This is a genomic window from Fibrella aquatilis (assembly GCF_017353255.1).
In the GTDB taxonomy this organism is placed as follows: Bacteria; Bacteroidota; Bacteroidia; order Cytophagales; family Spirosomataceae; genus Fibrella; species Fibrella aquatilis.
In genome coordinates this window covers 351,208-375,545 of the sequence record NZ_JAFMYU010000003.1, presented here as the reverse complement: position 1 = coordinate 375,545, position 24,338 = coordinate 351,208, and the positions used below count along the sequence as shown (strand labels likewise).

The 24,338-nt window shown below is 53.7% G+C and carries 21 protein-coding genes and 1 pseudogene; 12 read left to right on the top strand and 10 right to left on the bottom strand.

Annotation, left to right across the window (positions count from 1 at the left end; translation table 11 throughout):
• Positions 1-117 precede the first annotated feature (117 nt).
• A complete protein-coding gene (locus J2I48_RS05960) occupies positions 118-642 on the bottom strand; it encodes a hypothetical protein (RefSeq protein ID WP_207334486.1) in 525 nt (174 codons plus the stop codon).
• Complete coding sequence (locus tag J2I48_RS05955; protein ID WP_207334485.1) at positions 635-1,807, bottom strand: AAA family ATPase; 1,173 nt, start codon at positions 1,805-1,807, stop codon at positions 635-637. Before J2I48_RS05955 ends, J2I48_RS05960 begins: the two co-directional genes overlap by 8 nt.
• Positions 1,808-1,941: 134 nt before the next feature.
• Here J2I48_RS05955 and J2I48_RS05950 point away from each other — a divergent pair, with 134 nt between their 5' ends.
• The 3 genes from J2I48_RS05950 (at position 1,942) to J2I48_RS05940 (ending at position 7,400) form a co-directional block, all read left to right on the top strand.
• Positions 1,942-5,205, top strand: coding sequence for a WD40/YVTN/BNR-like repeat-containing protein (locus J2I48_RS05950; protein ID WP_207334484.1), 3,264 nt, complete (start codon positions 1,942-1,944; stop codon positions 5,203-5,205).
• Between the two features lie 468 nt (positions 5,206-5,673).
• Positions 5,674-6,546: a hypothetical protein gene (locus tag J2I48_RS05945; RefSeq protein WP_207334483.1), complete on the top strand. Its 873-nt coding sequence runs from the start codon at positions 5,674-5,676 to the stop codon at positions 6,544-6,546.
• A gap of 59 nt (positions 6,547-6,605) precedes the next feature.
• On the top strand, positions 6,606-7,400 hold the full coding sequence (locus J2I48_RS05940) for a hypothetical protein (RefSeq protein ID WP_207334482.1): 795 nt from the start codon (positions 6,606-6,608) through the stop codon (positions 7,398-7,400).
• 11 nt (positions 7,401-7,411) lie between these two features.
• On the opposite strand, the gene J2I48_RS05935 is transcribed toward J2I48_RS05940, so the two are convergent.
• The 5 genes from J2I48_RS05935 to J2I48_RS05915 all read right to left on the bottom strand — a co-directional run bounded on the left by J2I48_RS05935 (position 7,412) and on the right by J2I48_RS05915 (position 13,022).
• Positions 7,412-8,170 carry an alpha/beta fold hydrolase gene (locus J2I48_RS05935; protein WP_207334481.1) on the bottom strand — a complete coding sequence of 253 codons (759 nt, stop codon included), beginning with the start codon at positions 8,168-8,170 and terminating at the stop codon, positions 7,412-7,414.
• Positions 8,171-8,223: 53 nt separating this feature from the next.
• Positions 8,224-9,555, bottom strand: a complete 1,332-nt coding sequence (locus J2I48_RS05930) for a family 1 glycosylhydrolase (protein ID WP_207334480.1) — start codon at positions 9,553-9,555, stop codon at positions 8,224-8,226.
• A 95-nt stretch (positions 9,556-9,650) separates the two neighbouring features.
• Positions 9,651-11,207 carry a GMC family oxidoreductase gene (locus J2I48_RS05925; RefSeq protein WP_207334479.1) on the bottom strand — a complete coding sequence of 519 codons (1,557 nt, stop codon included), beginning with the start codon at positions 11,205-11,207 and terminating at the stop codon, positions 9,651-9,653.
• A gap of 253 nt (positions 11,208-11,460) precedes the next feature.
• On the bottom strand, positions 11,461-12,051 hold the full coding sequence (locus tag J2I48_RS05920; protein WP_207334478.1) for a gluconate 2-dehydrogenase subunit 3 family protein: 591 nt from the start codon (positions 12,049-12,051) through the stop codon (positions 11,461-11,463).
• 104 nt (positions 12,052-12,155) lie between these two features.
• Positions 12,156-13,022, bottom strand: a complete 867-nt coding sequence (locus J2I48_RS05915) for an SDR family oxidoreductase (RefSeq protein WP_207334477.1) — start codon at positions 13,020-13,022, stop codon at positions 12,156-12,158.
• 271 nt (positions 13,023-13,293) lie between these two features.
• Here J2I48_RS05915 and J2I48_RS05910 point away from each other — a divergent pair, with 271 nt between their 5' ends.
• From J2I48_RS05910 to J2I48_RS28635, 8 genes are all read left to right on the top strand, one after another.
• Entirely contained in the window at positions 13,294-13,971 is a 678-nt protein-coding gene (locus tag J2I48_RS05910; protein ID WP_207334542.1) for a response regulator, read from the top strand.
• Positions 13,968-15,353 (top strand): HAMP domain-containing sensor histidine kinase, encoded by a 1,386-nt coding sequence (locus J2I48_RS05905; RefSeq protein WP_207334476.1) that lies wholly within the window; start codon positions 13,968-13,970, stop codon positions 15,351-15,353. Before J2I48_RS05910 ends, J2I48_RS05905 begins: the two co-directional genes overlap by 4 nt.
• A gap of 124 nt (positions 15,354-15,477) precedes the next feature.
• Entirely contained in the window at positions 15,478-16,644 is a 1,167-nt protein-coding gene (locus J2I48_RS05900) for a cellulase family glycosylhydrolase (protein WP_207334475.1), read from the top strand.
• 273 nt (positions 16,645-16,917) lie between these two features.
• Positions 16,918-17,235 carry a hypothetical protein gene (locus J2I48_RS05895; RefSeq protein WP_207334474.1) on the top strand — a complete coding sequence of 106 codons (318 nt, stop codon included), beginning with the start codon at positions 16,918-16,920 and terminating at the stop codon, positions 17,233-17,235.
• A gap of 208 nt (positions 17,236-17,443) precedes the next feature.
• A complete protein-coding gene (locus J2I48_RS05890; protein WP_207334473.1) occupies positions 17,444-18,835 on the top strand; it encodes a hypothetical protein in 1,392 nt (463 codons plus the stop codon).
• 3 nt (positions 18,836-18,838) lie between these two features.
• Positions 18,839-19,336, top strand: coding sequence for a HEAT repeat domain-containing protein (locus J2I48_RS05885; RefSeq protein WP_207334472.1), 498 nt, complete (start codon positions 18,839-18,841; stop codon positions 19,334-19,336).
• 524 nt (positions 19,337-19,860) lie between these two features.
• Positions 19,861-20,490: a CdiA C-terminal domain-containing protein gene (locus J2I48_RS05880; protein ID WP_207334471.1), complete on the top strand. Its 630-nt coding sequence runs from the start codon at positions 19,861-19,863 to the stop codon at positions 20,488-20,490.
• Between the two features lie 2 nt (positions 20,491-20,492).
• Positions 20,493-20,975, top strand: coding sequence for a SitI3 family protein (locus J2I48_RS28635; RefSeq protein WP_374758149.1), 483 nt, complete (start codon positions 20,493-20,495; stop codon positions 20,973-20,975).
• 119 nt (positions 20,976-21,094) lie between these two features.
• Here J2I48_RS28635 and J2I48_RS05875 read toward each other — a convergent pair whose 3' ends face one another.
• A complete protein-coding gene (locus tag J2I48_RS05875; RefSeq protein WP_207334470.1) occupies positions 21,095-21,253 on the bottom strand; it encodes a hypothetical protein in 159 nt (52 codons plus the stop codon).
• A gap of 486 nt (positions 21,254-21,739) precedes the next feature.
• Between J2I48_RS05875 and J2I48_RS05870 the strand changes: the two genes are divergently transcribed.
• Positions 21,740-21,952 (top strand): hypothetical protein, encoded by a 213-nt coding sequence (locus J2I48_RS05870; RefSeq protein WP_207334469.1) that lies wholly within the window; start codon positions 21,740-21,742, stop codon positions 21,950-21,952.
• A 124-nt stretch (positions 21,953-22,076) separates the two neighbouring features.
• Here the strand turns inward: J2I48_RS05870 and J2I48_RS05865 are convergent, their stop codons facing one another.
• On the bottom strand, positions 22,077-24,017 hold the full coding sequence (locus J2I48_RS05865) for a DUF3857 domain-containing protein (RefSeq protein ID WP_207334468.1): 1,941 nt from the start codon (positions 24,015-24,017) through the stop codon (positions 22,077-22,079).
• A 7-nt stretch (positions 24,018-24,024) separates the two neighbouring features.
• A pseudogene (locus J2I48_RS28735) lies at positions 24,025-24,330 on the bottom strand (DUF3858 domain-containing protein); the annotation flags it as partial.
• Between the last annotated feature and the right edge of the window lie 8 nt (positions 24,331-24,338).

The following is a 24,338-nucleotide window of genomic DNA, read 5'->3' as shown; positions in this document are numbered from 1 at the left end:
TATTGTTTGTAAGCGCGTTTAGGCGGTCAAACAAGAGTAGATTCAGAGGTTTCTACTAATCCGAACAATGCACTGGAATCTTACCTATATTACTTCTGCCGCTACCACAAAACTCCGTTAAGCGAAGCGTTTTTCGTTACCGTGATAAAGGGCAGCGCCAGTTTCCTCTTCAAACTGATAGCGTTCATTCAAATCTTTAGCCAACCGGGCAGGACGCGGCGTTGTAGCCCCTACGCATATATAGGCCTCTATGCGTCTGGTTGTGAAATCAAGCTGTTCTCTGAAATAAAGAATGGTAGTCCTGAGTTGAGATTTGGCCTTACGATTTGAAACGCCAACTTGTGTGTCAGCAACTACTTTGATTTCAATAAAGCAAAATGTTTTATGATCGAATACCGCGCAGTCACAACGTTCCATATCGACAGAACCAGAAATAACTCCTCTATCAATAGCAAGAAAATGGATAGCGCGACCCGTTGAATTATGTACTGTGAAGTGGACTATGCCCTCTGGATCGTGTTGAATAAAACAGCGCTTAGGTTCTGTATCCTGATCATAGATACAAAATACCAAATCAGTTAATGTCTGTAAATAAGTATTAGCTTCGATTTGCGGAAAAACCGCTTTCAACATATCAACCACGAGCCACGCTACGGTTAAGTTCCAGTAATTGATCTTGTTCAGCAGCAAACTGTTCAGACACATCGTCTAATTCATTATCCATAATCAATCCCGTTTTCGAATCAATAATACTGCGAACGGTGCCATTATCGACATAATAAGCCGCAAAATCAGCCGGGTTAATCCAACACCGTGCTGGTATAATTTTCTCAACTTCCGACCGAAGCTCATGGCTCTTACTAGCTACTTTGTAGGCGAGCATCAGCGTGTTGTAGGAGCTGAGTACATACGGACTATGTGTAGTGATAACCCATTCAACCTCGCGGTATTGAATGTTTTGGTCTAACCCACTTACCAGTGCATAGATAAGGTCTTTTTGAGCTATAGGGTATAGATTCAATTCTGGTTCTTCAACAATAAACCTATGCGAAGTCAGTCGTCGTTGCTGTTCAATAACGACCAACAGCGGAATAATCGTTTGATAGCCACTTGCGCTCTGCGATAACTCTACTTTCGTACCATCATTTAAGAAAACATGATCATTTGAATCGCTAGACTGAAATTTTACATTCAAAAAATTTATAGATAGATTGTTTATTTGTGTTCTTGATTGAGAATACAATCTTGCAAAAGAAATTATAGATCTTGGAAAGTCTACATTTGCAGATACTAGACTCCATATAGATTCATTGAGCAACGACAACAAATTTCTCTCCGATGGTACGTAAGTAGACGTGATTTGTAATATTTTATTTTTTAATACAAAATTGGACAATAGATTTTCAAAATATTTTTTATCTCTAACTAAATCAAGAAAAGATTCAATTCCTTTATAAGTAATAGTTTCATTAAGAAATTCTTCCAAAGTTTCATTACTACGAATAGGTTTGTCTTTTTCTTCTGTATAAGAAATGTTTATTTTTTTCGACTCTAGTCTGATGGAATAATTTTCAGTGTTAAAAATAAATGATGAGCTATCATTCGCATAATCATGAATAAAATATTTTTTGAGTATATTATGATTAATATCCGCCCCGTAGGTAAGTTCCTCGTCCGCTCCAATAGCAATCAACTTTGCCAGCGTGCTTTTGCCTGAGCCTTGCGGACCGATGAAGATGGTATGCTTCTTTACGTCCAGTTCGGCATCCCGGATGGGGCCTACGTTTTTTACTTTCAGCGTTGCCATTGATAACAGAGTGTGATAGGCAAAAATAGGTCTTTTTAGCCCTCTAGCTGCTTATCACCAGCGCAATGAAAACGGCAGTAGTGGACCGGTCTTCACAAAACCCGTACTTTCGGGGGAAAACAGATCCCTTCGCTATGCGTCACTTCTTCATCACATCACTAGCCCTGACGGCTTTATTGGCTGGGCCGGACCAACCTACTGCTCAGGCCCAATCGCGGCGGGGGCGGGCTGCTGCTGGCTCGGCAATGACCGCGGCCTCCCCTACCGCTACCGTAGATGCCAAACTGTTTAGCGGCCTCAAATGGCGTAACATCGGGCCGTTCCGGGCGGGGCGGTCGCTGGCCGTGGCGGGGCATCCCGATCAGCCGCTGACCTACTACTTCGGGGCCGTGGGCGGGGGGGTCTGGAAAACCACCGACGGCGGCCAAAACTGGACCTGCGTGTCAGACAGTGTGTTTCAGTCGTCATCTGTGGGGGCCATCACCGTGGCACCGTCCGACCCCAACGTCGTGTATGTGGGCATGGGCGAACCCGAAATCAGGAGCAATATCAGCTACGGCGACGGGGTTTATAAAAGCACCAACGGCGGCAAGTCGTGGCGGCACGTGGGACTAACCAACGCCGACGCCATTGGCAACATTGAGGTGCACCCGCAGAACCCAAACCTGCTTTATGCCGCCGCCCTGGGCAATCCGTTTGCGCCCAACCCCGACCGGGGCGTGTTCCGTTCTACCGACGGTGGTGCTTCGTGGAAAAAGATTTTGTTTAAAAACGACAGCACGGGCGCGGCTACCGTGCGGCTTGACCCCACCAACCCCAGCATTGTCTACGCCACGCTCTGGCAGGCCTACCGCAACGGCCATTCCATGAGCAGCGGCGGGGCGGGCTGTGGCCTCTACAAAAGCACCGACGGCGGCGATACCTGGCAGTCGCTGAACGAAAAACCAGGTATGCCGCGTGGCCTGCTGGGCAAGATCGGCATTGCCGTGGCCCCCAGCAACGCCAGCCGACTCTACGCCCTGATCGAAAACGCGAAAGGTGGCCTCTACCGGTCCGACGACGCGGGCGAACACTGGACGCTGCTCAACGACGACAAAAACCTCTGGCAGCGGCCCTGGTATTACATGATGCTGGGCGTGTCGCCGCAAAACGAGAACGACCTTATTGTACTGAACGTCAACGCGATGCGGTCGAAAGACGGCGGCAAAACATTTGCCCGCATACCGGTGCACCACGGCGATACGCACGATGTGTGGTTCAACACCAAAAACCCGCTCAACTTCGCCATCGCCGACGACGGGGGTGCCGAAATCACCGTTGACGGAGGGCGGTCGTTTTCGGAGGTCGATATGCCCACGGCGCAGTTTTACCACGTCTCGCTCGATACCGATTTTCCGTATAACGTCTACGGCGCGCAGCAGGACAACACCTCGGTACGCATTGCCTCCCGCACCGACGACTACAGCATCGACAAGAGTGCCTGGTATCCGGTGGCGGGCGGCGAAGCGGGCTACATTGCCTCCGACCCGAAGAATCCAAAGATCACGTATGGTGGTGAATATGACGGCTTTATGTCGAAACACGATGCCCGCACCAACCGCAACTACGCCATTTCGGTGTATCCCGAAGGAGCCATTGGTGCCCCTGCTTCCGTGAAAAAATACCGGTTTCAGTGGACCTACCCCATCCTATTTTCGCCGCATGACCCCAGTGTCTTATACGCCACGTCCAACCACGTCCACCGATCTACGGATGCGGGGCATTCGTGGGAAGACCTCAGCCCCGACCTGACGCGCCACGAACCCCGCACCATTGCCGAAACCGGCGGGCCGATTACCAAAGACATGACCGGGGCCGAGATTTACGCCACCATTTTCACCTTCGCCGAAGCCCCTACCGAGAAAGGCGTTTTCTGGGCGGGGTCAGACGACGGCCTGCTACACATGAGCCGCGACGGGGGCAAAAACTGGCAGAACGTGAGCTTGCCCGCCACCCAACTGGGCGAGTTTGCCTTGATGAGCCTCATCCACCCCTCGGAACACACGCCCGGCAAAGCCTATCTGGCTGCGAACCGCTACATGAGCGGCGACCGTAAGCCATATTTGTTCAAGACCACCGATTACGGCAAAACCTGGACGAGCATAGCCGCGGGCATCCCCGCCGACGAGTATTGCCGTGTGGTACGCGACGACCCCGATCAGCCCGGCCTGCTCTACGCGGGCACCGAGCGGGGTATCTACGTGTCGTTTAACGACGGGGCCAACTGGCAGAAAATAAACCTGAACCTGCCCATTACGTCGGTGCGGGATTTGCAGGTGCACAAGCGCGAGAAAGACCTGGTCATTGCCACCCACGGCCGGTCGTTCTGGATCATGGACGACGTGACGCCCCTGCGCGAACTGGCCCGGCTGGCAGCCACCGGCCCCGTGCCCACGCGCAAGCCTATGCTGTTTGCGCCGCGCCACGCCTACCGCATGGAAGGGGGCAACGCCATGCGTCCCGGCACGATCCCCGACGAAGGCGAAAACGCCGAAAACGGGGTGCTGGTGCGGTATTTTCTGCCCGCCACGCCCGCCAAAGAGCTGCGGCTACAGTTTATGACCGCCACCGGCGACACCATCATCAGCTACTCGGACCGGAAGGATAAGAAGGGCAAACCGCTCACGATCTCGAAGGATTTCCATGAAGACCTGAAGCTCACCCGCCCCGGCACCATCCCCGCGCAACCCGGCCTGAACCAGTTTGTCTGGGACATGCGCTACCCCGATGCCGTGGCTGTGGAAGGCACCAACGTGATGTGGAGCGGCGACGGCATAGGCGTGAAAGCCGTACCGGGCCGCTATAAAGTCCGGCTACTGCTGGGCGACTCGCTAGTGGCCGAACAACCTATCGACATTCGCAAAGACCCCCGCCTAACCGTATCCGACGCCGACTATGCCGAGCAGTTTGCGTTTGTGAAACAGTGCAACGACAAGCTGTCGGAGGCGCATCGGGGCATCAATCAGCTGCGGGCCATCCGGACGGCGGTAAGCGGGTATATGGGTGCGGTGAAAGATAGCACGCAGGCCAAGAAATTTGCCCTCGTGACTAAGCCCATGCTGGCGCAACTCGACTCGCTGGAGGCCACGCTGATGCAGCCCAAAGCTAAAGCACCGCAGGACGTATTGGCCCACCCGATCCGCCTCAACGACAAGCTCGCGGGCCTCGCCAGCATGATGGCCAACGCCGATGGCAAACCCACCAAAGCCGCCCACGTTGTCTACGCTGATCTGGCCCGCCAAATTGATCTGGCGCTGGCGAAGTTGAAAGACGTTACAGGCAAACAGGTGCCAGCCTTTAATCAACTCGTAACCGAACAAAAAATCCCCGCTATTGTGGTAGATAGTAAAGGATTCTAGCGCTATTTGGCGGGGTAGTTTTTTATACAAAAAGGCAGTCATGCAAGAGAAATTAATTTCTCTTGCATGACTGCCTTTTTTATTTGATGTGAATTAGTTAGTGTGTATTGCTGCGGTCCGACGTCTCGGCGCATAGCCCTTCGACAAGGCGTCCCCGACAAGCTCAGGGTGGCAGGGAAGTGGATTTAAGTAATTGACTTGATTCAAGGTGTCGTGTCACCCTGAGCTTGTCGGGGACGCCTAGTCGAAGGGCCCGCGGCGCGTAGCCTATAGCGCGAAGCAATACAAGTAAACTCACACAACCAAATCAATAAAAATAAAATTTCACACAAATACTAATTACCGTAAACCCGTTTATTTACGGGTAAAAAATACGGGTAAATCACCCTCCCAAGATACCACGTTTGGGGGAGGTTTGGCAGCTGACGCTGGGGGACATTTGAGCCGTAAATCAACCACACACAGCACATGAAAACGGTATACCACACCTTCATCTCCCGCCTGCTTGTCTTTGCCCTCGTGATGGGGCTTAGCTTCTGCACCAAGTCGAAAACCGATCCGCAACCAGCGCTCATTAGTCCATCAGACGCCAAAAAAGTAGGCGACGCGCTGATTATGCCCAATGGTACGCAGACCAAAACGGGCACCCCGCCAGCGCCCAGCAGCAGCACACAGGCTCCCAAAGTAACCCCTACCACCACCGACCAACCCACCAGCAATGGCAGCACAGAACGCGTGGGGGTGAACTATTCCAACCTCAACGGCGGCATTGGCGGGGCCTACGCGCAGGTGCAGGGGTCATTAAGCTACTATGATATCCCGCTCAGCGGCAACGCGCCCAAATCGGGGGTGGTCACACTGCCCATTGGCATACCCGACAACATCGACAACGGCTCGTTTACGCTGGTTGTCTGTATCTACGACGCATCGGGGCGGGTGAGTAATATCATTTCTATCCGATTTACCATCACCCGCTTCACGCCTCCTGCGCCCGGCAAAGGCAGTGTGGTGCTAAACGGGAAAACGTACTCGGCCACCGCCGTATGCGACATTGATATGGGCTTTGGCTATGGCAAAGCATACGGTATCATGATTACCAGTAATCAGGCTATTCTGCTCTATAATCTTCGGCCGGGCAACAATCAACTGGTCGATATTATTAATGGCAATTTCGACGCAACGAAAGATCCATGGGGGGCATACATAGATAGCAACGGTAGTTTTTATGCATCCACATCGGGTAGTGCTACATACAATGGAAAAGTAGTATCTGTTTCCATGCGGGGAGAAGATTTCAATGGTAATAAAACCAGCTTCACCGCAGCAGGCAATTGTCAATAAGTAGGTTATTGGCTTACTTTCTTCAATGCCATAACTTAATCTTTTCTCCAATCCACATCATGAAAATACAGCTAACTTCCTGGCTATTTTTGAGCCTTTTTTGTACTATAATTCACTTACGAGCGCAGGACCTGATTATCAAAAATGACAAAACAGAATTGAGCGTTCAGGTACAGGAAATCACCGACGATATGGTGAAATACAAGCCGTTCAACCGGCAGGGCGGGCCACTATACAGCCTCCGTAAAACCGAGATTTTCGTGATTATCTACCAGGATGGCTCCCGCGAAACGTTTAGGCAAGCACAGCCGGTGGTTGGCACGACTGCTTATCGTGAGCAGCCGCGCAACAGCCCGCCGTTGGCCTTGCCAGTAGCAGAGCGGGAAACAGCCTCCATAACGGCCAATCTGCCCACCATAAAAAGCAACGGTGGCTATTGGGGGCTAAGCTATATGACGCCCGCAGAGGCATTTGGCGAGTTACACGGCTACACTACTGAATACGGACATTATTGGCTATTTGGACAACGCAAAACCGTTGGCCTCCTGCTCGATGGGGCTTTTATGGACTTTTTCTCAAGGGATTCGCCCACCTACGCGTCGATTATGCTGAATGCCTTTTTCCGGCCATCTGCGTCGTCGAAGATTTATCTGGGAAGTGGCACGGGCTATGCGCAAGTGGGCGTTCCGGTTTTCGACAAGTATGGCAACAGCAAGAAGACCTATTTCAGCGACGTGGGTGCCAAGGCGTTCATTGGTATCGGCTCGTTCCGCGCTACCATGATGTGGCCAACCCTTGAGCCTGAGGGCGGCGGCCTGCTCACGTTCGGCTTCTACACCAATCCGTTCAAATAACACCGAGGCCCCTACAGGCTCTTCCGTATCCACGTCACCACCTCGTCCGGCACTTCCAGGGGCAGCAGATGCCCCACGCCGGGGAGGGTGTAGAGGGTGGCCTGCGGCAGATAGGGCATCACCATGTCGGGCTGAACAGACGGGTCGAGTGCTGCGTCCTCCTCGCCTGCCAGCAGTGTAACGGGCACCGTGATGCGGGCCATGCGGTCGGTAATGTCGGCGCGGCTGCCCACGGCGGGCCAGGCAATCCAGCCTTCGGGGCTGGCGCGGAGGTTGTCGGCAATGATTTGTGCCCTTGCGGCGTCAGCAAGCGGTTTTCGGGTAATCTTGGCCATCGTTTTTTCGGCGGCTTCGCGCTGCTTTTCGGGCGAAAGGCCGGGCTTGTCCAGCATTTCCTGCCGCGAGTCGTCGGGAATGGGTTCGGGGCCGGGGGGCGAGGTGGCCAACAGCACCAGCCCTCGCAGGCCCGCCGGTGGCGCGTGTCCGGGTAGCCCGGCGGCAATGGCCAGCGCGATTTTGCCGCCCATGGAATGCCCCACCAGCACAAACGGATTGTTGCCCAGTTGCGCCGCGAGGGCGTCGGCCACCACGGCCGCTACTTCATCAACAGTCTGGTGATCAGACAGAGGCGGTGATTCGCCAAAGCCGGGAAGATCAACAGCAACACACTGATAATCAGCTAATAGCGAATCAAGTACGGCAGTCCAAGACAGAGCCGAACCACCGAAATAATGGAGAAAAACCAGCGCAGGGCGGTTTTTTTCTGCCAACTCAGAATTCGCTCGAGACGGATTTCGCGTATGTGTATTGACCATAACCAGGCTTAAATCTCAACCTTTATGCGGGCGGGTTGATCGGTAACAGCCAGCAGTTGACCATAGGGCACAATCGTGATCTGCCCAAACTCGTTGAGCAACTGTTTATAGGCTTCGGCCACGGGGCGGGGCTTGCGGTCGAGGTCGAAAAGTCCGCATTCGTTGACATTATTATTCTGCTCAGCCAGGCCCGAATCCCAGTCTATCTGATCGGTGAGGCTGTACCAGGTGAAGCCCAGTACGGGGGTGCCGTCGCGGCGCATCCGCATGAGGTTGATCCACTGTTTCCAGAGCCACATAGGCGCGTCAGCCGACTCAAACACGTTCGTTTCGGTATGCATCACGGGCTTGTGGTAGCGGTTGTAGTATTCCTTGGTAGTCTCATACCAACCCAACACATCCATCGAGCTAAACATCTTACCATCAGGCAGTTTAACCTGTTCATTTCGCCCATAGTAGTCGTTGCCCATTACCTGGTATCCCGGCGGCTGACCAGCCATAAACCACTTGTATTCCTCACGGGTCATGCCATTGTCAAGTAAGTATAGCGTTACGTCGGCAATGGGCGCGTGGGCATAGAGCAGGTCGAGCGATAGAAAGCGCAGTTCGTTGTGCAGGATGATTTCCTGCGTAGGAGTGGCGCACACTTCGTGGATGTACTCGGCGCTTTCGCTTTGAATGATAATCAAGTCGTTGCGGCGTTTAGCCAGTTGTTGCGTGCCCATAATACTCGCCGCTACGGTATGCTTCAACGCCGTAACAAAGGCTTTGTCGGTCTTCAGTTGTTCGTTCCAGAGACCGTCTTTGGCACTGTGGCGGGCGGTCACGTAGATTTCGTTGACGGGCGTGTAGTACCGCACCCAAGGATACCGTTCTGCCACGGCAGCGCAATAGTCGGCGAAGTGGATGGGTAGTTCGGGGTTTTGGAAATTGCCCAGCCAATCTGGTACACCAAAATGCATGAGGTCCAGAATGGGCGTGATGCCCTGCCGTTTGATCTCAGCCATAGCCATATCAGCAAACTCCCAGTCGAATTTACCCGGCCCCTGATGGATGCTGTAATAGGGCAGCCCGTAGCGTAACACCTTCAGACCCATCTCCTTAACCAAACCTATATCTTCTTTGTAGCGGTCGTAGTGCCCGCATTCGCGAAGCTGATCGCGCCGAATTTTGCCATGCCCAATAGTCGGGTACGAGCATTCGATACCGGTGGCGAACATGAAGTTAGATGGCGAACCATCGGGCAGGCCGCTACCATTATGACCGGCAGCGCCCCCAAATTCGTCGCCCGCATAGTTGCCGCCGCCGAAGTGTTTTTTGATGTGTGATAGGAAGTTCATGGGGAAATGAGTGGTGAGTGATGAGTGGTAAGTGATGAGTTTGCTTACGCACGAGTAATTGCGCTGGCGGAAGCAAACTCGTCACTTACCACTCATCACTCACCACTCTTTAAAAAGCGATCCGCTGTCCTTAACGCCAGGGCCATGATGGTCAGGGCGGGGTTGACGCTGAGGGAGGACGGAAATGTGGAGTTATCGGAGATGTAAAGATTCGGGATATCAAACGACTGGCCGTTGGCGTTCACCACGGCTTCGTCGGGCGAGTGACCCATGCGGCAGGTGCCGATGATGTGGGCCGCACGCGGAAATGCCCAGACGTTTTTGGCCCCCGCCGCCGACCAGATGTTACGCATAATGACCTCGGCGTGGGCATTCATCTTTTTCTCGTTGTCGCCGTCGGTGTGGTACACACGCGGTTTGGGCAGGCCACGGGCATCCAGTTCGTCCGACAGCTCGAGGTAGTTGTGGTCGTAGGGCAGGCCGTCGCCAAGAATGTTGATGCCCGCCACGTGGTTGTAGCGGCTCATGGCCTCCATCAGTGCCGGTCCCCACAGCCCCCGCCCGCGGGCCAGTTGCTTCATGTAGGTTACGGGCATCACGCCGATAGACTGCAGCAGGTACCCCCCCGCAAAATCGGCCGAGCCACCGGCAAAGGGGCGGTGGGTGTCTTCGGAAATAAGCCCGCCCGGAATACCCTTATATGGCCGCACGTCTTCGTCGAACTCACCCCAGATTTGCAGGCCGGGATGCGCCATTACGTTGCGCCCCACCTGCCCACTGCTGTTTGCTAATTCGTTGATTAACAATAGCCTGGGCGTTTCAACAGCTCCAGCGCAAAGGAATACATTACGGCATTTTTGCCGGTACGTTTGTCCATCCTGCACATACACCACCGCCGTAATACGCCCCTGCGTGTCGCGGTCGAAGGTGGTGACGAAGGCGTTGGCCCGCACCTCGGCACCGTGGGCGCGGGCCAGCGGAATAAAGGTCACGTCCATACTGGCTTTGGCCCCAATGCTGCACCCCGCCTGGCAGAAACCCCGGTTGGTGCACGCCTCGCGCCAGCCAACGCCTTCCTGATAATATCGCCCTGACAACGCCGCGTTGGCCGCCGGCGAGGTGCGAATACCCAGTTCGGCGCAACCCCGCTGCATCAGCTGAGCGGCACCGTTCAGCGGCAAGGGCGGCAAGGGATAATTGCGTTTCCGCTTTGGTCCCCAGGGGTAGTCACTTGGACCGGAGATACCCAAAAAGTGCTCCAGTTCGTCGTAATACGGCTCAATGTCGGTGTGGTAGTCCATGGGCCAGTCGGCGGCGACGCCAAATTCGGTGCGCATCTGCATGTCGTCGGGCTGGGCGCGGGGGGTGTAGGCGGTGTAGTGAAGGGTAGAGCCGCCCACGCCGGTGCCGGAATTGTTCGACCCAAACGCCAGTGGGTTTTCGCCCGCGCTCAGGCGTTCGTCATTCCAGAACAGAAACTCCTGCGCCCGTTCGTCGGTGGCGTATTCGGTCTTGGGGTCTTTTTCGGCTCCCGCCTCCAGCGCCACCACGCGCAGCCCCGCCATAGCCAGCCGCGCCAGCAAAGGTGCCCCCCCCGCCCCCGTGCCAATCACCACGGCATCGACCGTATCGTTTGTTGAGTACGTTGTCATAAATGGTTTTTTTGGGTGGGTAGTGGTTCGTAGTTTGTGGTTTTGCTGACGCAGGAGTAGCTGACGCACGGCCGGAACGCCGGACCGCCCTCAACTGCGCTCGGGGTGACAGGCTACTAGACTAATTCTCAAAGAGTTGATTCAAGGTGGTTGTCACCCCGAGCGCAGTTGAGGGCGGTCCGGCGTTCCGGCCGTGCGTCAGCTACTCCTGCGTCAGTAAGACCACCAACTACAAACCACCAACCACTAACCCCTATTTCTCTCTTTCTTCCAGTTCATTTAGCCCTATGCGGTCCCAGCGGGGTTTGTCGGCCATGCCTACGTAGCCCATTTCTTCCTGCGCCAGCGGGTGGCTGACGTACAGGCTCACCAGTTCGGCCAGCATGTCTTCAAAGAAGTGTTTCGATTGCAGTGCGGTGAGCGAAGCACCCGTGGCCGTACCCTGCTGCATCTGGCCAATTAGCTGGTCCTGTTGCGGGGAATCGAGTTGGGTAAACGGCTTGCCAAATTGCGCTTGTGCAGCCTCCTGAAAGGCCGTTAGCCCCATTCGCCAGGCGTCGGGGTCAGCAGGGAGGACGTCATAGCGCCAGCCGTCGCTTTCATTGTGCGCCAGCCGATGATCAACAGGATTTATCACGTCAATTTGCTCACGGTCAGCTGGTTGTGGCAGTAGCCGGGCTGTCAGCTGCTTTAGCAGTTCGGCTTCGTCGGGCGTAAAGAAACGGAGCGTCAGGCCCTGCCAGTCGGGCTGTTTATCCAGCCGCTCTTGCAGCGCCTGCCGGGTGGCGGGTGTCACGTGATCCGTGTCAAGCAACGTCCGCACGGTACCTAAAGGGTAAGCCATGATTTATGATTTACGATTTACGAATTACGATTTACGATTTGGGCTTACGCAGGAGCAATACATTTGCGTAAGCCCAAATCGTAAATCGTAATTCGTAAATCAGATTATCCCAGCTTTCCGCCGGTTACTTCTACCAGGGCACCGGTCATGAAGCTACCGTCCGACGAGCCGAGGAGGACATAGGCGGGGGCTAGTTCTTCGGGTTGGCCGGGTCGGGCCAGGGCTACTTCGTGGCCAAAATGCTCGACTTCATCCTGCGGCATGGTGGCCGGAATGTTTGGCGTCCAGACAGGGCCGGGCACCACCGCGTTGACCCGGATGCCACGCTCGCCGAGTTGAATGGCCAATGATTTGGTGAACGCGTGGATGGCCCCTTTCGTAGCGGTATAGTCAATCAGCAGCGGGTTGCCCACGATGCCCACAATGCTGCCCGTATTTACAATGGCGTCACCTTTCTGAAGGTGGGGCAGGGCCGCCTGTGCCATGAAAAAGTAGCCAAAAATATTGGTCTCGAACGTGCGGCGTAGTTGCTCTTCGGTGATGTCTTCAAACGACTCCTGCGCCATCTGGTAGGCAGCATTGTTCACTAGTATGTTCAGCTTTCCGTACTGATCGACAGTTTGTTGCACCGCGTTTTTGCAGGCCACCGACTGCCGGACGTCGGCCTGAATGACCAGGCATTGACCGCCTTTTTCTTCTACCAGGCGTTTGGTTTCGGCGGCATCGTCGGTGTTTTCATTGAAGAGAATAGCCACCTTGGCACCCTCCATGGCATAGGCAATGGCCACGGCCCGGCCAATGCCCGAATCGGCACCGGTGATGAGGGCTACTTTGTCGGCCAACTTGCCGGCCGGTTTATAGTTGGAAAGGTCCGAGTCGGGCTGCTGTTGCATATCCGACTGACGGGCGGGGTAGGGTAATTTCTGGCCCTGTATGTCCCCAGAGGTGGGGCGCGATTCCTGGGTGGTCATGCTGTTGTTGAGTAAAGCACAGGTATTGACTCACCAACTTCACAACAACCCGAAAGGTTAAAAATAGGCTGTAACGGGCCAACGCACAGCTTAACGCACTTTTAACGCCCCTTTGTCCATGTTTTAATACCCCGTCGCCACGTTTACATACCAGAAACACGTATCTGTCTGGAGCAAACGCCTCTTCAAGGACTGATAAACTGGTAGTGCACAGGATAAGTTGAACGGGTTAACCCATTAAAATCGTCGGAATAGTATGTATGTTGCAGATATGAAAGTACTGGTAGTCGAAGATGAGCCAAAGCTGGCCTCGTTTGTCAAAAAAGGGCTTGAAGAGCAGAAATGCGAGGTCGATCTGGCCTATGATGGGCAGATTGGCCGGACCATGGCGCTCAGCAACAGCTATGACATCATTGTGCTGGACGTAAACCTGCCCAAAATGAATGGCCTCGATCTGGCGCAGACCATCCGGCACGAGCAGGTGCGTACGCCTATTCTGATGCTCACGGCTATGGGTTCGGTTGACGATAAATTATCTGGTTTTGAGGCCGGTGCCGACGATTACCTCGTGAAACCGTTTGAGTTCCGGGAATTAATGGCCCGCATTCGTGCCCTCCATAAACGCAGCGCCGACGGCGGTACCACTGCCAATATTTTGCGGGTGGCCGATTTGGAGCTTGACCTGAATGAGAAAGTAGCCCGACGTGGTGGTAAGCGTATTGAACTGACAGCCAAGGAGTTTGGCCTGCTGGAATACCTTATGCGCAACCGGGGCCGGGTGGTGTCGCGGGTAGACATTGCCGAAAAGGTCTGGGATATTCACTTCGACACCGGCACCAACGTGATCGACGTGTACGTGAATTTCCTGCGTAAGAAAGTGGACAAGGAGTTTCCCACGAAGCTTATCCACACGGTCATTGGCATGGGCTATATTATGAAAGAAGAGTGAACATCCGCACCCGATTGACCCTCTTGTTTTTGTTGTTGGTGGGGTCTATCCTGCTGTTGTTTTCCCTAGGCATCTACCTGCTCTATAATCAGTTTCGGGAAGTCGATTTCTACGAACGCCTCCATGAACAGGCTAAAGCCACCGTTCGGGTACGCGAAGATGCCGGCGACGTGGCCCGTACTGACTTACCCCTGATGGTAGACGAACGCATCTCCATCTATACACCTGATGATAAAATAGCATTTACGGTGGGGTCGGGGCCGCTGGTGAGCATTGGCCCCGATCTGCTGAAGAAAATTCGGGCGGGGTTTGAGTTCAGATCTCGCCAGGATATCCACGAAACGCTGGCCATAAATTACCACAGCAAATCGGGGCCAATGCTGGTGGTGGTGGCCACCGCCTATGACCGCTATGGCTTCAACCACCTCAACCGACTCCGGCAAATCCTGATTTTCGGCTGGCTGGCCAGTCTACTGGCCGTGGGGGTGGCAGGCTGGCTGTTTGCTTCCGACGCCCTGCGACCCGTGTCGGAGATCATTGAGCAGGTCAACACCATTTCGGGCACCAATATTCACCGGCGGCTACAGGTAAGCCGGCAGCGCGACGAACTCGCCGAACTGGCCCACACCTTCAACGCCATGCTCAACCGGCTGGAGGAAGCATTCGTGACGCAGCGCAGTTTTGTTTCGCACGCCTCGCACGAACTGCGCACCCCCCTGGCCATCATGCGCGGCAACATCGACGTGGCTCTGATGCAGCCCCGCGACATGCCCTATTACCGCCAAACCCTTGACGAAGTACTCTATCAGGTGCAGCGCATGATCGACCTCGCCAACGGCCTGCTCGACCTGGCCCGCGCCAGCACCGACGCCGCTAACCTCTCCTTCCGCCCTACGCGTATCGACGAACTGCTCTGGCAGGCCCGTAGCAGCATTTTGTCGAAAAAACCGGACTATTCCATCGACATCCTGTTCGATTTTGATGACGATGCGCTGGTGGAGCAGGACGACGACCTCACCCTGCTTGCCGAAGAAGCCCTGTTGCGCACGGCCCTGCAAAATCTAATGGAAAACGGCTGTAAATATTCTGTCAATCATAGCGTTACGGTACGTATTTCATTTATACCCAACGCCGTGCAGGTAGCTTTTAGCGACAATGGCTACGGTATTCCTCCCGACGACCTCCCCCACTTGTTCGAGCCATTCTACCGGTCGTCGCATACCACCAACGTAGCTCCCGGTCATGGCATCGGTCTGGCCCTGACCAACCGCATTGTGAAGCTCCACAACGGGCAACTCAAAATAGACTCGGTTGTGGGCATGGGTACTACCGTCACGGTGCGGCTACCGCTTCAGGTAACGATGCCGGTCGTAACGGCTTAGAGGGTTGGCACGAAATAATCCGCCAACGTCTGCGCGCCCAATCCACGTTTTTTTCTGAACCAAGACCCAAAAAGTACAGCATTCATCCTTTGGGTAATAGTCTGACCATTTACCTTTCTGTCACATGCGTAGATCACTTGCCCTGTTGGGCCTACTACTTCTTACAACCTTCTCTTGCTGGGCGCAATCGTCGCAACTCCCCTCGGCACCAGGCCGCTGGACCGCCGCCAAAGCCAACGCCTGGTACGCCAGCGAGCCGTTTCTGGTGGGTGCCAACTACAACCCGGCCAATACCATCAACGAACTTGAGTTCTGGCAGGCCGAAACCTTCGACCCCGCCACCATTGACAAAGAACTGGGCTGGGCCGAAAGCATGGGCCTCAACACCATGCGCGTCTTTCTGCACGACCTCCCCTACCAGCAAGACGCCAAAGGGTTTATTAAGCGCATCGACACGTTTTTGAGCCTTTGCCAGAAACACAAGATCCGCCCCATGCTCGTGCTGTTCGACTCGTGCTGGGACCCCAACCCCAAGTTGGGCAAACAGCGCGACCCGCAACCGGGCATCCACAATTCGGGCTGGGTGCAGTCGCCGGGGGCCGATGCCCTCACCGACGTGTCGCAGTACCCACGGCTGGAAGCCTACGTGAAAGGCATTGTGGGGGCATTTAAGAACGACAAGCGAGTGCTGATGTGGGACATCTGGAACGAACCCGACAACACCAACGACAACAGCTACGGCGATAACCATACTATAAAAACCGAACTGCCCAAGGCCAAAAAGATAGCCGTCATCCAGGCGCTGCTGCCGCAGGCATTCGGCTGGGCGAGGGCAGCGGGGCCTACCCAACCACTTACGTCGGGCGTGTGGCAATTCTGGCGCAACGACTGGAGTACCGACGCCACTATCCCTGCCTTCGACAAAATGATGCTGGAAAACTCGGACGTGATCACGTTTCACCAGTATGCTGATGCCGCCGCCCTGGAAAAGATCATTCCAAACCTGAAGCGTATGGGTAGGCCGGTAATATGCACCGAGTTTATGGCGCGGGGTGTGAACAGCAAGTTTCAGACGCACCTGCCCATTGCCAGGCGCGAAAAAGTAGGCATGATCTGCTGGGGTTTCGTGGCGGGTAAAAGTCAGACCTACCTGCCCTGGGACAGCTGGCAGAAACCGTACGTCAATGGCAACGAACCGAAGGTCTGGTTCCACGAAATCCTGAAAAACGACGGTACTCCCTACGACCCCGCCGAGGTAGTCGCTATCAAGGCCGCTATGGGGAAGAAGTAGCCCCTTCGCGACTATCAATAGATGCCGCCTCTTGCCGGGGCGGCATTTTTTTGTTAACAAAAAGTTAAGCCTGAAAACAAGCGATACACCTCCTGTAGTAGTGAGCAAACGCGCTGATTACGAGGAAGTTTACTTTAAAATACTTAGTCTATTTATTTTATAGAATATAAATATCTCATAATCAATCTGTTAAACTTTTTTCAGACCTAGCCGTTCAACTCGCAGAATGTTTGCCAGGTAGGCAGGCACCCAATCACTAATCACTCTACGAAGATGAAAAATGGAATCATGCTGACCGTTGGACTCTTATTATCTCTCTCGCAGGTTGCTTTCTCACAAGCGGCTCAGGAAGGCAAAGCCGCGAAAAAAGAAATGAAGGCCGAGAAGAAAATGGCCAAGGCCCACGAGAAGCGCATGGAAGCCAAGACACACAAAGGCATTGAAATTGCCGGTGTCTCAGACCCTAAAACGCGCATGAAAGACGCAAACCGCAAAGAGGAAAAAGCGCAAAAGAAAGAGATAAAGGCCGAAGCAGCCATGATGAAGGCCAGCGCCAAAGAGGCCAAGAAAAAGGCCGCCAAAGTAGACTAACACCCCCTCACTACACTACCTGAATCTGAGTCCCGGCTTCCCCACCAACGAAGCCGGGATTTTTTATTACTGCGGTCTATTCGTTTTTTCTTTCATGAACGCACACCGTGTTTTCCTGGAAAACATTAACCGGGAAAACAGAATAGTATTCATAATCTGTGGATTAAAATGTATACTTGCTTAACGATAGCGAACGACCGGTTTAGGCATGGAATACCGATTTGTTCAGGATGCCCCCCACAGCAAAGAAGCGTTGGTTCACGCGGTAAACCTGTGGCTGCGGAACGTAGCGCCTACGAAAGCCAAGACCGGTTCTGTCAGCCGGTTTACCTATGCGAAACCAGCCCTCAAGGCCCGGCCACAGCCAAAGGCCGTGGGTAGCACCACCCAACTGTATAAAGTACTAGCGCCCAGCTACGATATTTTTAGCAGCCATCAGATGCGGGCCGTGGGGCGTGTTACGCTCCAGCCTGGCCTGCACCTGGAGCAGTTGGGCGAACTGGGCAAACGAAGCGCTCATTATTTTCTGCTGGGTCGGCATGACTTGTTGGTGGTGCAAGACCCCAGCCTGTTCTTTAGCTGGAAACGGCTTCCCTTTCACTGGGACCGTCCCCTGCCCAGCACCATGGGTAAGCTCATCCCGCCCATGGCGGCTCCGCGCATCAGTTCACCCATTAGCGGTATCAACGTAGCAGCCAGTACGCTACCACTGGTAATGCCCGTTGGCGATGTTGCCAGCATGAGCCTCACCGAAAAGCTGCTCATGGCCGCCGTCATCGGGTTTGAACGTCTGCCGGGCAAAGTTGGTGATGAATTACTGGCCGTCTGGCATAAACTGAACACGCCCCTCGGCTGGTCTACCATGATTGCTATTGTGGTGGCGCTGGCTCTGTTTGGCGAAATCATTGCCGTTCTGCTGGCCGCCACAGGAGCCGCCCTGGCCATTTATGACCTTATGACGCAGGTGCTCGACCTGTTTCGTCAATACTACGAAGCCGCCGACAACGCCCGCACGCCCGCCGACATCAGGGCGGCGGGGGAGCTATTCGGCAAAGCCGTAGCCAAAGGCCTGCTTGACATCATCGACCTGTTCTTTTCCACCCGCCAGACGATCAAGTCCGTCGGGCGGCTCTCGGAGATGGTGGCGCAACGGGCCTATACGCCGGGGTTCCTGCTGATCTGGATTGAAGAAGTGCTGCAAGCCTGGCGGCGGCGCATGGGCGGGGGCAACCAGCTTATACCCGTCCCCATAGCTGGTGAGTTACCCCGCCCCAGACGGCCCAACCCCGGCAGCGGCCATCCCGGCGAGGCCCTGCCCGGCCCCAAGCCCCGCAACCTGCCCACCGAAGGAACAGGAACGGGAGGCAAACAGGGCAGACGACCAACGGATGATAATTTAAAGGGGGGTAAGAAGAAACAACGCGATAAGGATTATGGCGTTAAAGACCCTAACTTTTGGAGTTGGTGGCACCGTGATGGCAAGCGAGAATATGGTGGTCAGGATATGACTAAAGAAATGATGGATGAAGTGTATGAAGATTGGTTGTCGAGAGGGAAACCAACAGGCAGAGGTGACAAATTGAACAAACCAAATCGCTGAAATATGTCAGATTCAATAAACAATGTCTTTTATGGGCTAAGTAATCCAGAACAGATCATCGATAAGATTGATGAACTGGACTCTGCAAATGATATGTCCTTTGCGGATGATGTAAAAACTCTTTTAGCAACGACTTCTGATGATAATGTCAGAAATGCAGCTGTGTTACTATTAGCTGACTGGAAAATAGATACCGCCGTACCTATCATCATAAAATTACTGAATGACGAAGCTACCAAGCATAGTCGGGGTACACTCATTTATGCGCTACAATTTTTTGATGCTACTGATATACTTCCAACAATTGCAACACAAATCGGTATCGGCAATTTTGAAGTCAAAGAAAATGCGCTTCAGTTTTTTATTGATTTGCCTGATCAATTAGATCAATCGATCATAAACAAATCCCTATCAATTTTAGAAAACTTTGCCAACAAAGATAAGTACATATATGATGCAATTGATATATTGAACGAAATCACCGAAAACAATAATAGTTAATCAGTGTTGTGTATGACACTATTTCACAACCAACAGAATAATGAATAATGAATGTATCAGGCAAACTAATTACAGTAGCTCGCGACGTAGCAGCAATGGAAGCTGTAGATTACGACATTGCTCAACCAGAGCAGGTCTGGGATTATTTGGTTCCCTAGGCTGAGTTCGATACGTTGATCACCTCAGATATCATTGACAGTATTAACGCCATTTGTGGTTCAATGATTGATGATTTTGAGGACGACATGATTAGTGAACCTGACAAGTTAAGAGCCTCATTGACGTATTTAGAACAAGTACAACGAACGCCTGAGAATAATCATATTATAGAAGTATTGATTGATATGTTCTCAAAAGCGATTGATAGCCAGACGGCTATCAATCGCTTTTTCTGAAAGGTAAATAGTTAGCTTTAATTAAGCCTCCTTTCCACCCGCCAGACGCTCAAATCTGTCGGGCGGCTCTCGGAGATGGTGGCCCAGCGGGCCTATACGCCGGGGTTCCTGCTGATCTGAATTGATGAAGTGCTGCAAGCCTGGCGGCGGCGCATGGGTGGGGGCAGCCAGCTTGTGCCCGTACCCGTAGCCGGCGACCTCCCCCGCCCCGGACGGCCCAACCCCGCCAGCGGCCACCCCGGCAAGGCCCTGCCTGGCCCCAAGCCCCGCAACCTGCCCAGCACCGGAACTGGAGGAACTGGGTCGTCACGTACCCAGCCATCGGGTAAGCCAGATACCGATGCTAAGCCACGAGGGCCACGGGCGAGAGACAAAACAACTCCTAAAGATGACGCATCTACCCGACGTTCCGCAGAGGGAGAAGATCGTACGGCTGAAGTGATGGCTGAGCATGGCTATGATGTGGAACAGGTGCCGCCTTCGAAGGAAAAAGGCGTGAAAAAAGCCGACTACATTATTGAGGGTAAACCAATAGATTGTATCACTCCGGCTGAGACCACGTCGCCTCGAAGTATTTGGAATAGAGTTGAGGAAAAGGTGGTTGTCAACGAACAAACCAAGCGAGTAGTACTGAACTTAGAGGATTGGAAAGGTGACGTAAATGCCTTAAAAAAGCAATTTGCTGATTGGCCTATGGAAGGTTTAGAAGAGGTAATCATAATCACGAAAGACGGCTCAGTTCAACATATTTTTCCTTAATCATGGCTAAAGAATATACTCTTAGATTCAACAGACCCTGCTTGGACAAGCAGATACTGGATGACTTGCTGAGTAAACTGGGATTTACTTATAGTGAATACGAGGACCTACCCACTGGTTACAGAATAGATGAGTTCTCAAACGTCACTGGGTTTTCAATGATCTACTCCAGAAGAGTATTAAGTCAGTTCCCTTTTGAGAATGAGGTGCTACCAACACCTTTCGAATCTGTTGATTGCGTGATGATGAGACTAAGTGATGTGTTAGACTGGCCTGCTGAGATTGATAATGTCTTACAGTTCTGTCTATCGTTATTACAGTTCGTAACTAGTAATGCATTATTAGACTTTAATTATGATTACGTATATCTACTACGACAAATCGGCGAGTATAGTATTGATCCTAGAGCTGGGATATGGCAAACGCCCACGGGTCAGGCCTTCTTAGCCCAAACGCCCCATACCTACCTTCCCGACAGAGTGTAACTATTTGGCTTAACGATAGGCCGCTCCGGTCTGCCCCTGTTGCTTAACGTTTATTTCGCCAATACTACGAAGCCGCCGACAGCGCCCGCACGCCCGCCGACATCAGGGCGGCGGGGGAGCTATTCGGCAAAGCCGTAGCCAAGGGCCTGCTTGACATCATCGACCTGTTCTTTTCCACCCGCCAGACGCTCAAATCTGTCGGGCGGCTCTCGGAGATGGTGGCCCAGCGGGCCTATACGCCGGGGTTCCTGCTGATCTGAATTGATGAAGTGCTGCAAGCCTGGCGGCGGCGCATGGGTGGGGGCAACCAACTCGTGCCCGTACCCGTAGCCGGCGACCTCCCCCGCCCCGGACGGCCCAACCCCGGCAGCGGCCATCCCGGCGAGGCCCTGCCCGGCCCCAAGCCCCGCAACCTGCCCAGCACCGGAACCAGGACAGGTGGGGAATCATCTAGAAAAGAAATTGACCCTAAGCGAATAGGGCATATTTTTAGGAAGAAAGAGGGCCATCTTGACGATACGCCTGCCAATAGACGTAAGCTAGAGGATGTAGCCAACGACCCTGAAACCAAGCTTGGAACGGACAATAACGGAAACGAATGGTATGCTAAGACTCAATCAGACGGCAGTCAAGTCTGGGTCCAGACTAGAGATGGAAAAATCACAAACGGTGGTGTAAATAACCCACCTAAACCTTACAACTCTGAAACTGGATTATCTGCCCCTTCCGCCCCAAATCGGCCAAAACCATAACACGGACACCAAATGGAGAACCAACTCACTATTAAAGAAGGCTACATGGCCATGATTGCTTATTTAGAGAATCTGAACAGTTTGGTTGAATCTGACGAACTGCCTAGTTTTTTAGGATCGATGGCACTGATGAAAGATGGAAGCACGATGGACCCTGCCGCTTGGGAAGACTGGATAGATGCCGTTAACCAGGTCATTGCCGCACGAGATACGAAGACGAGCTAGTACAGAAAACGCCTGAACTGAACTAAATACTTTTCAAATATACTGAGTTGGAATTAGCATAGACTGGATCTTCTGGTAGTCTTTGATACGAGGCACTGCAAATTAATTTCTCCTATCTCCGACACTACTTCGGTGCTGCTGTTGCGATTTCTTTTTTGATGAGCACGAGCTGGGTTTTGTCGGCTTTGGCTATTTTTTTGCGGAACTCGGCATATTCGGTATACGCTTCGGCCGGGTAGCGACCTCTGTGCATCCGCAGGCGGCGGGTGTAAACCAGTTGGTTACCCTGCACGTCGGCGCGAGCCTGGTAGGTGCCAAACTTAGCTTCCAGCGTCATTGGGGCCAAAGTGTATTCGGGGGCGTAGCCATCGGGCAGCGTGTAGCGTACGGTGTCGGTATCCTCGAAATCGTAGGTGTATTTCAGCACAACCGGCGTTTGGCGGGGCCGGGTCAGCACCGGAGCCGGCCCTACTGCCGATAGCATATTGAGGGGCAAAAACAGCCGTGTGCCGCTTGGCGAGGCCCACCGGCGGGTGGCGAGCGTCATGGTTTCGGCCACCGCCGGGATAACGGCTTTTGTTTCGACAAACCCAAAATCGGTCAGCTCAAAGGAGGGCATGTTGGTGGTTTTAATGAGCCAGTCGCGCTGCTGATCGTGGGTCATGCTGTGGAGTACTTCGGCATAGGGTTCCTGTTGCAGGCCCGTATAGTATGTACGAACGCGGGCCGTGGCGGCACCGTCGGGTGTGAGCGTCACGGTTACGAGCCGCTGCTGCCGATTTTGGTCGGGGGTGTAGGTTGGCGTAGTGACCAGCTTGCCGCCGTCAGGTGTGACCAGCAGCACGTGCCGGTTGCCGGTGAAATCGCCCACGTAGCCAACGGGGCTATGCTGACTGGTGCATTCCAGCCACAGGGTGTCGCGGTTATTGGGCACGCATAGAAAGACGTGGTTGAACTGAAAACCCGGCAGATCGGTGCGGATGTCGGGGGCCGTATCGCCGGCTTTTACGAGGGCCTCGTAGGCCGGAATGCCCGCTACACCAAGCAGGGCTTTGGCGTAGTTGGTCAGGGCTTTGCAGTCGCCGTAATGGGTTTGCGCCACGCGGCTGGCTTCTATAGTCTGCCAACCGCCAATGCCCAGCTGAATACTGATGTAGCGAGCCTGTTTTTGCAGATATTCATAAATCGTTTTCACTTTGCCCGGTACCGTTTTCTGACCTGCCACCAAGGTCTGCACCTGCTGCCGAACGGCCTCGGGCAGGGCGTCACGGCCCTTGTTGAGGGCGTAATAAAATGCGCCCACGTCTTTCCACGACGCAAACGTGCCGGTGTAGTCCTGCACCTCAAACTGCCCCGGAGCAGTGTAGACAGTGGGTACCCGTTCGGCCAGTGATGGGGCCATTGGCTCTACCTCTACGGCCGCCAGGGTGTCAAGTTGCCAGGTGTACAACTGCCCCGCTTTCACCTCACTGCTGGGCTGTTTGGCCAAAGGCCGGGTCAGGTTGGCCTCCTTGTAGCGTAGGGGCATATGAGCGGGCACGTCGACAGTAAACCGGCTGCGGATGACCGAGAAACGCTCGTCGTCCTGGGGTTGCCAGGTGGGGTAAAACATCAGGTTGCGCGAGCTTACTTCATACCGAAATTCAACCGTGTAGGGGTAGGCCAGTTGGCGCGAAAACTCGGCCACCTTATAGCGCGAATCGTCGGCGTAGTTGTCCTGCGAGTAGGCGTAATCATTGATTTCAGCCCGTTTTAGGCGTTTTACCTGCTTACCCGTAGCATCGAAAATGGCTCCTTCAATGTCGGTCACCTTCGAAAACTTGTCGTAGGGCACCACCAGCCGCGCTTTACTGTCGGCTTTTTCGTTCAAAATCGTGATCACCTGCCGCACCCGGTGGACCGCCTCCGTTGGCGAGGTCACGACGTAACTTAGTTCATCCATACGCAGCACCGCGTCGGCATTGCGCAACATATTGGCAGGGATGGCGCTGACCGCCCAATTGTCAGACTGCGCCTGTAGCGACAGCGCCGACAGCCATGCGAGAAGAAAGACGAGTTGTTTCATGGTGAGGCTATTTTTTGGTGGCAATGGGGGCACCCTTCTTCAGTACAATCTGCTCACCGTGCTTGAGCAAAATCTTCTCGTAAAATTCTTTCAGCAACACATAATCCTCGGCGGGGAAAACGGCCTTGCGAACAGCAATCCGGCTGACCACCTGTAGCTTATTATCCTGTTGGCTTACCTGGTAGGTAAACCGACCACCATTATCGGGCAGGGCCAGGGCCGTAGATTTAGGCAGTTCGTCGACAATGTAGCCATCGGGCAGGGTATACGTGGCGGTGAAGGTCTCGTCGAAAGCAGACCCGAAATCGACGGGAAACTGCC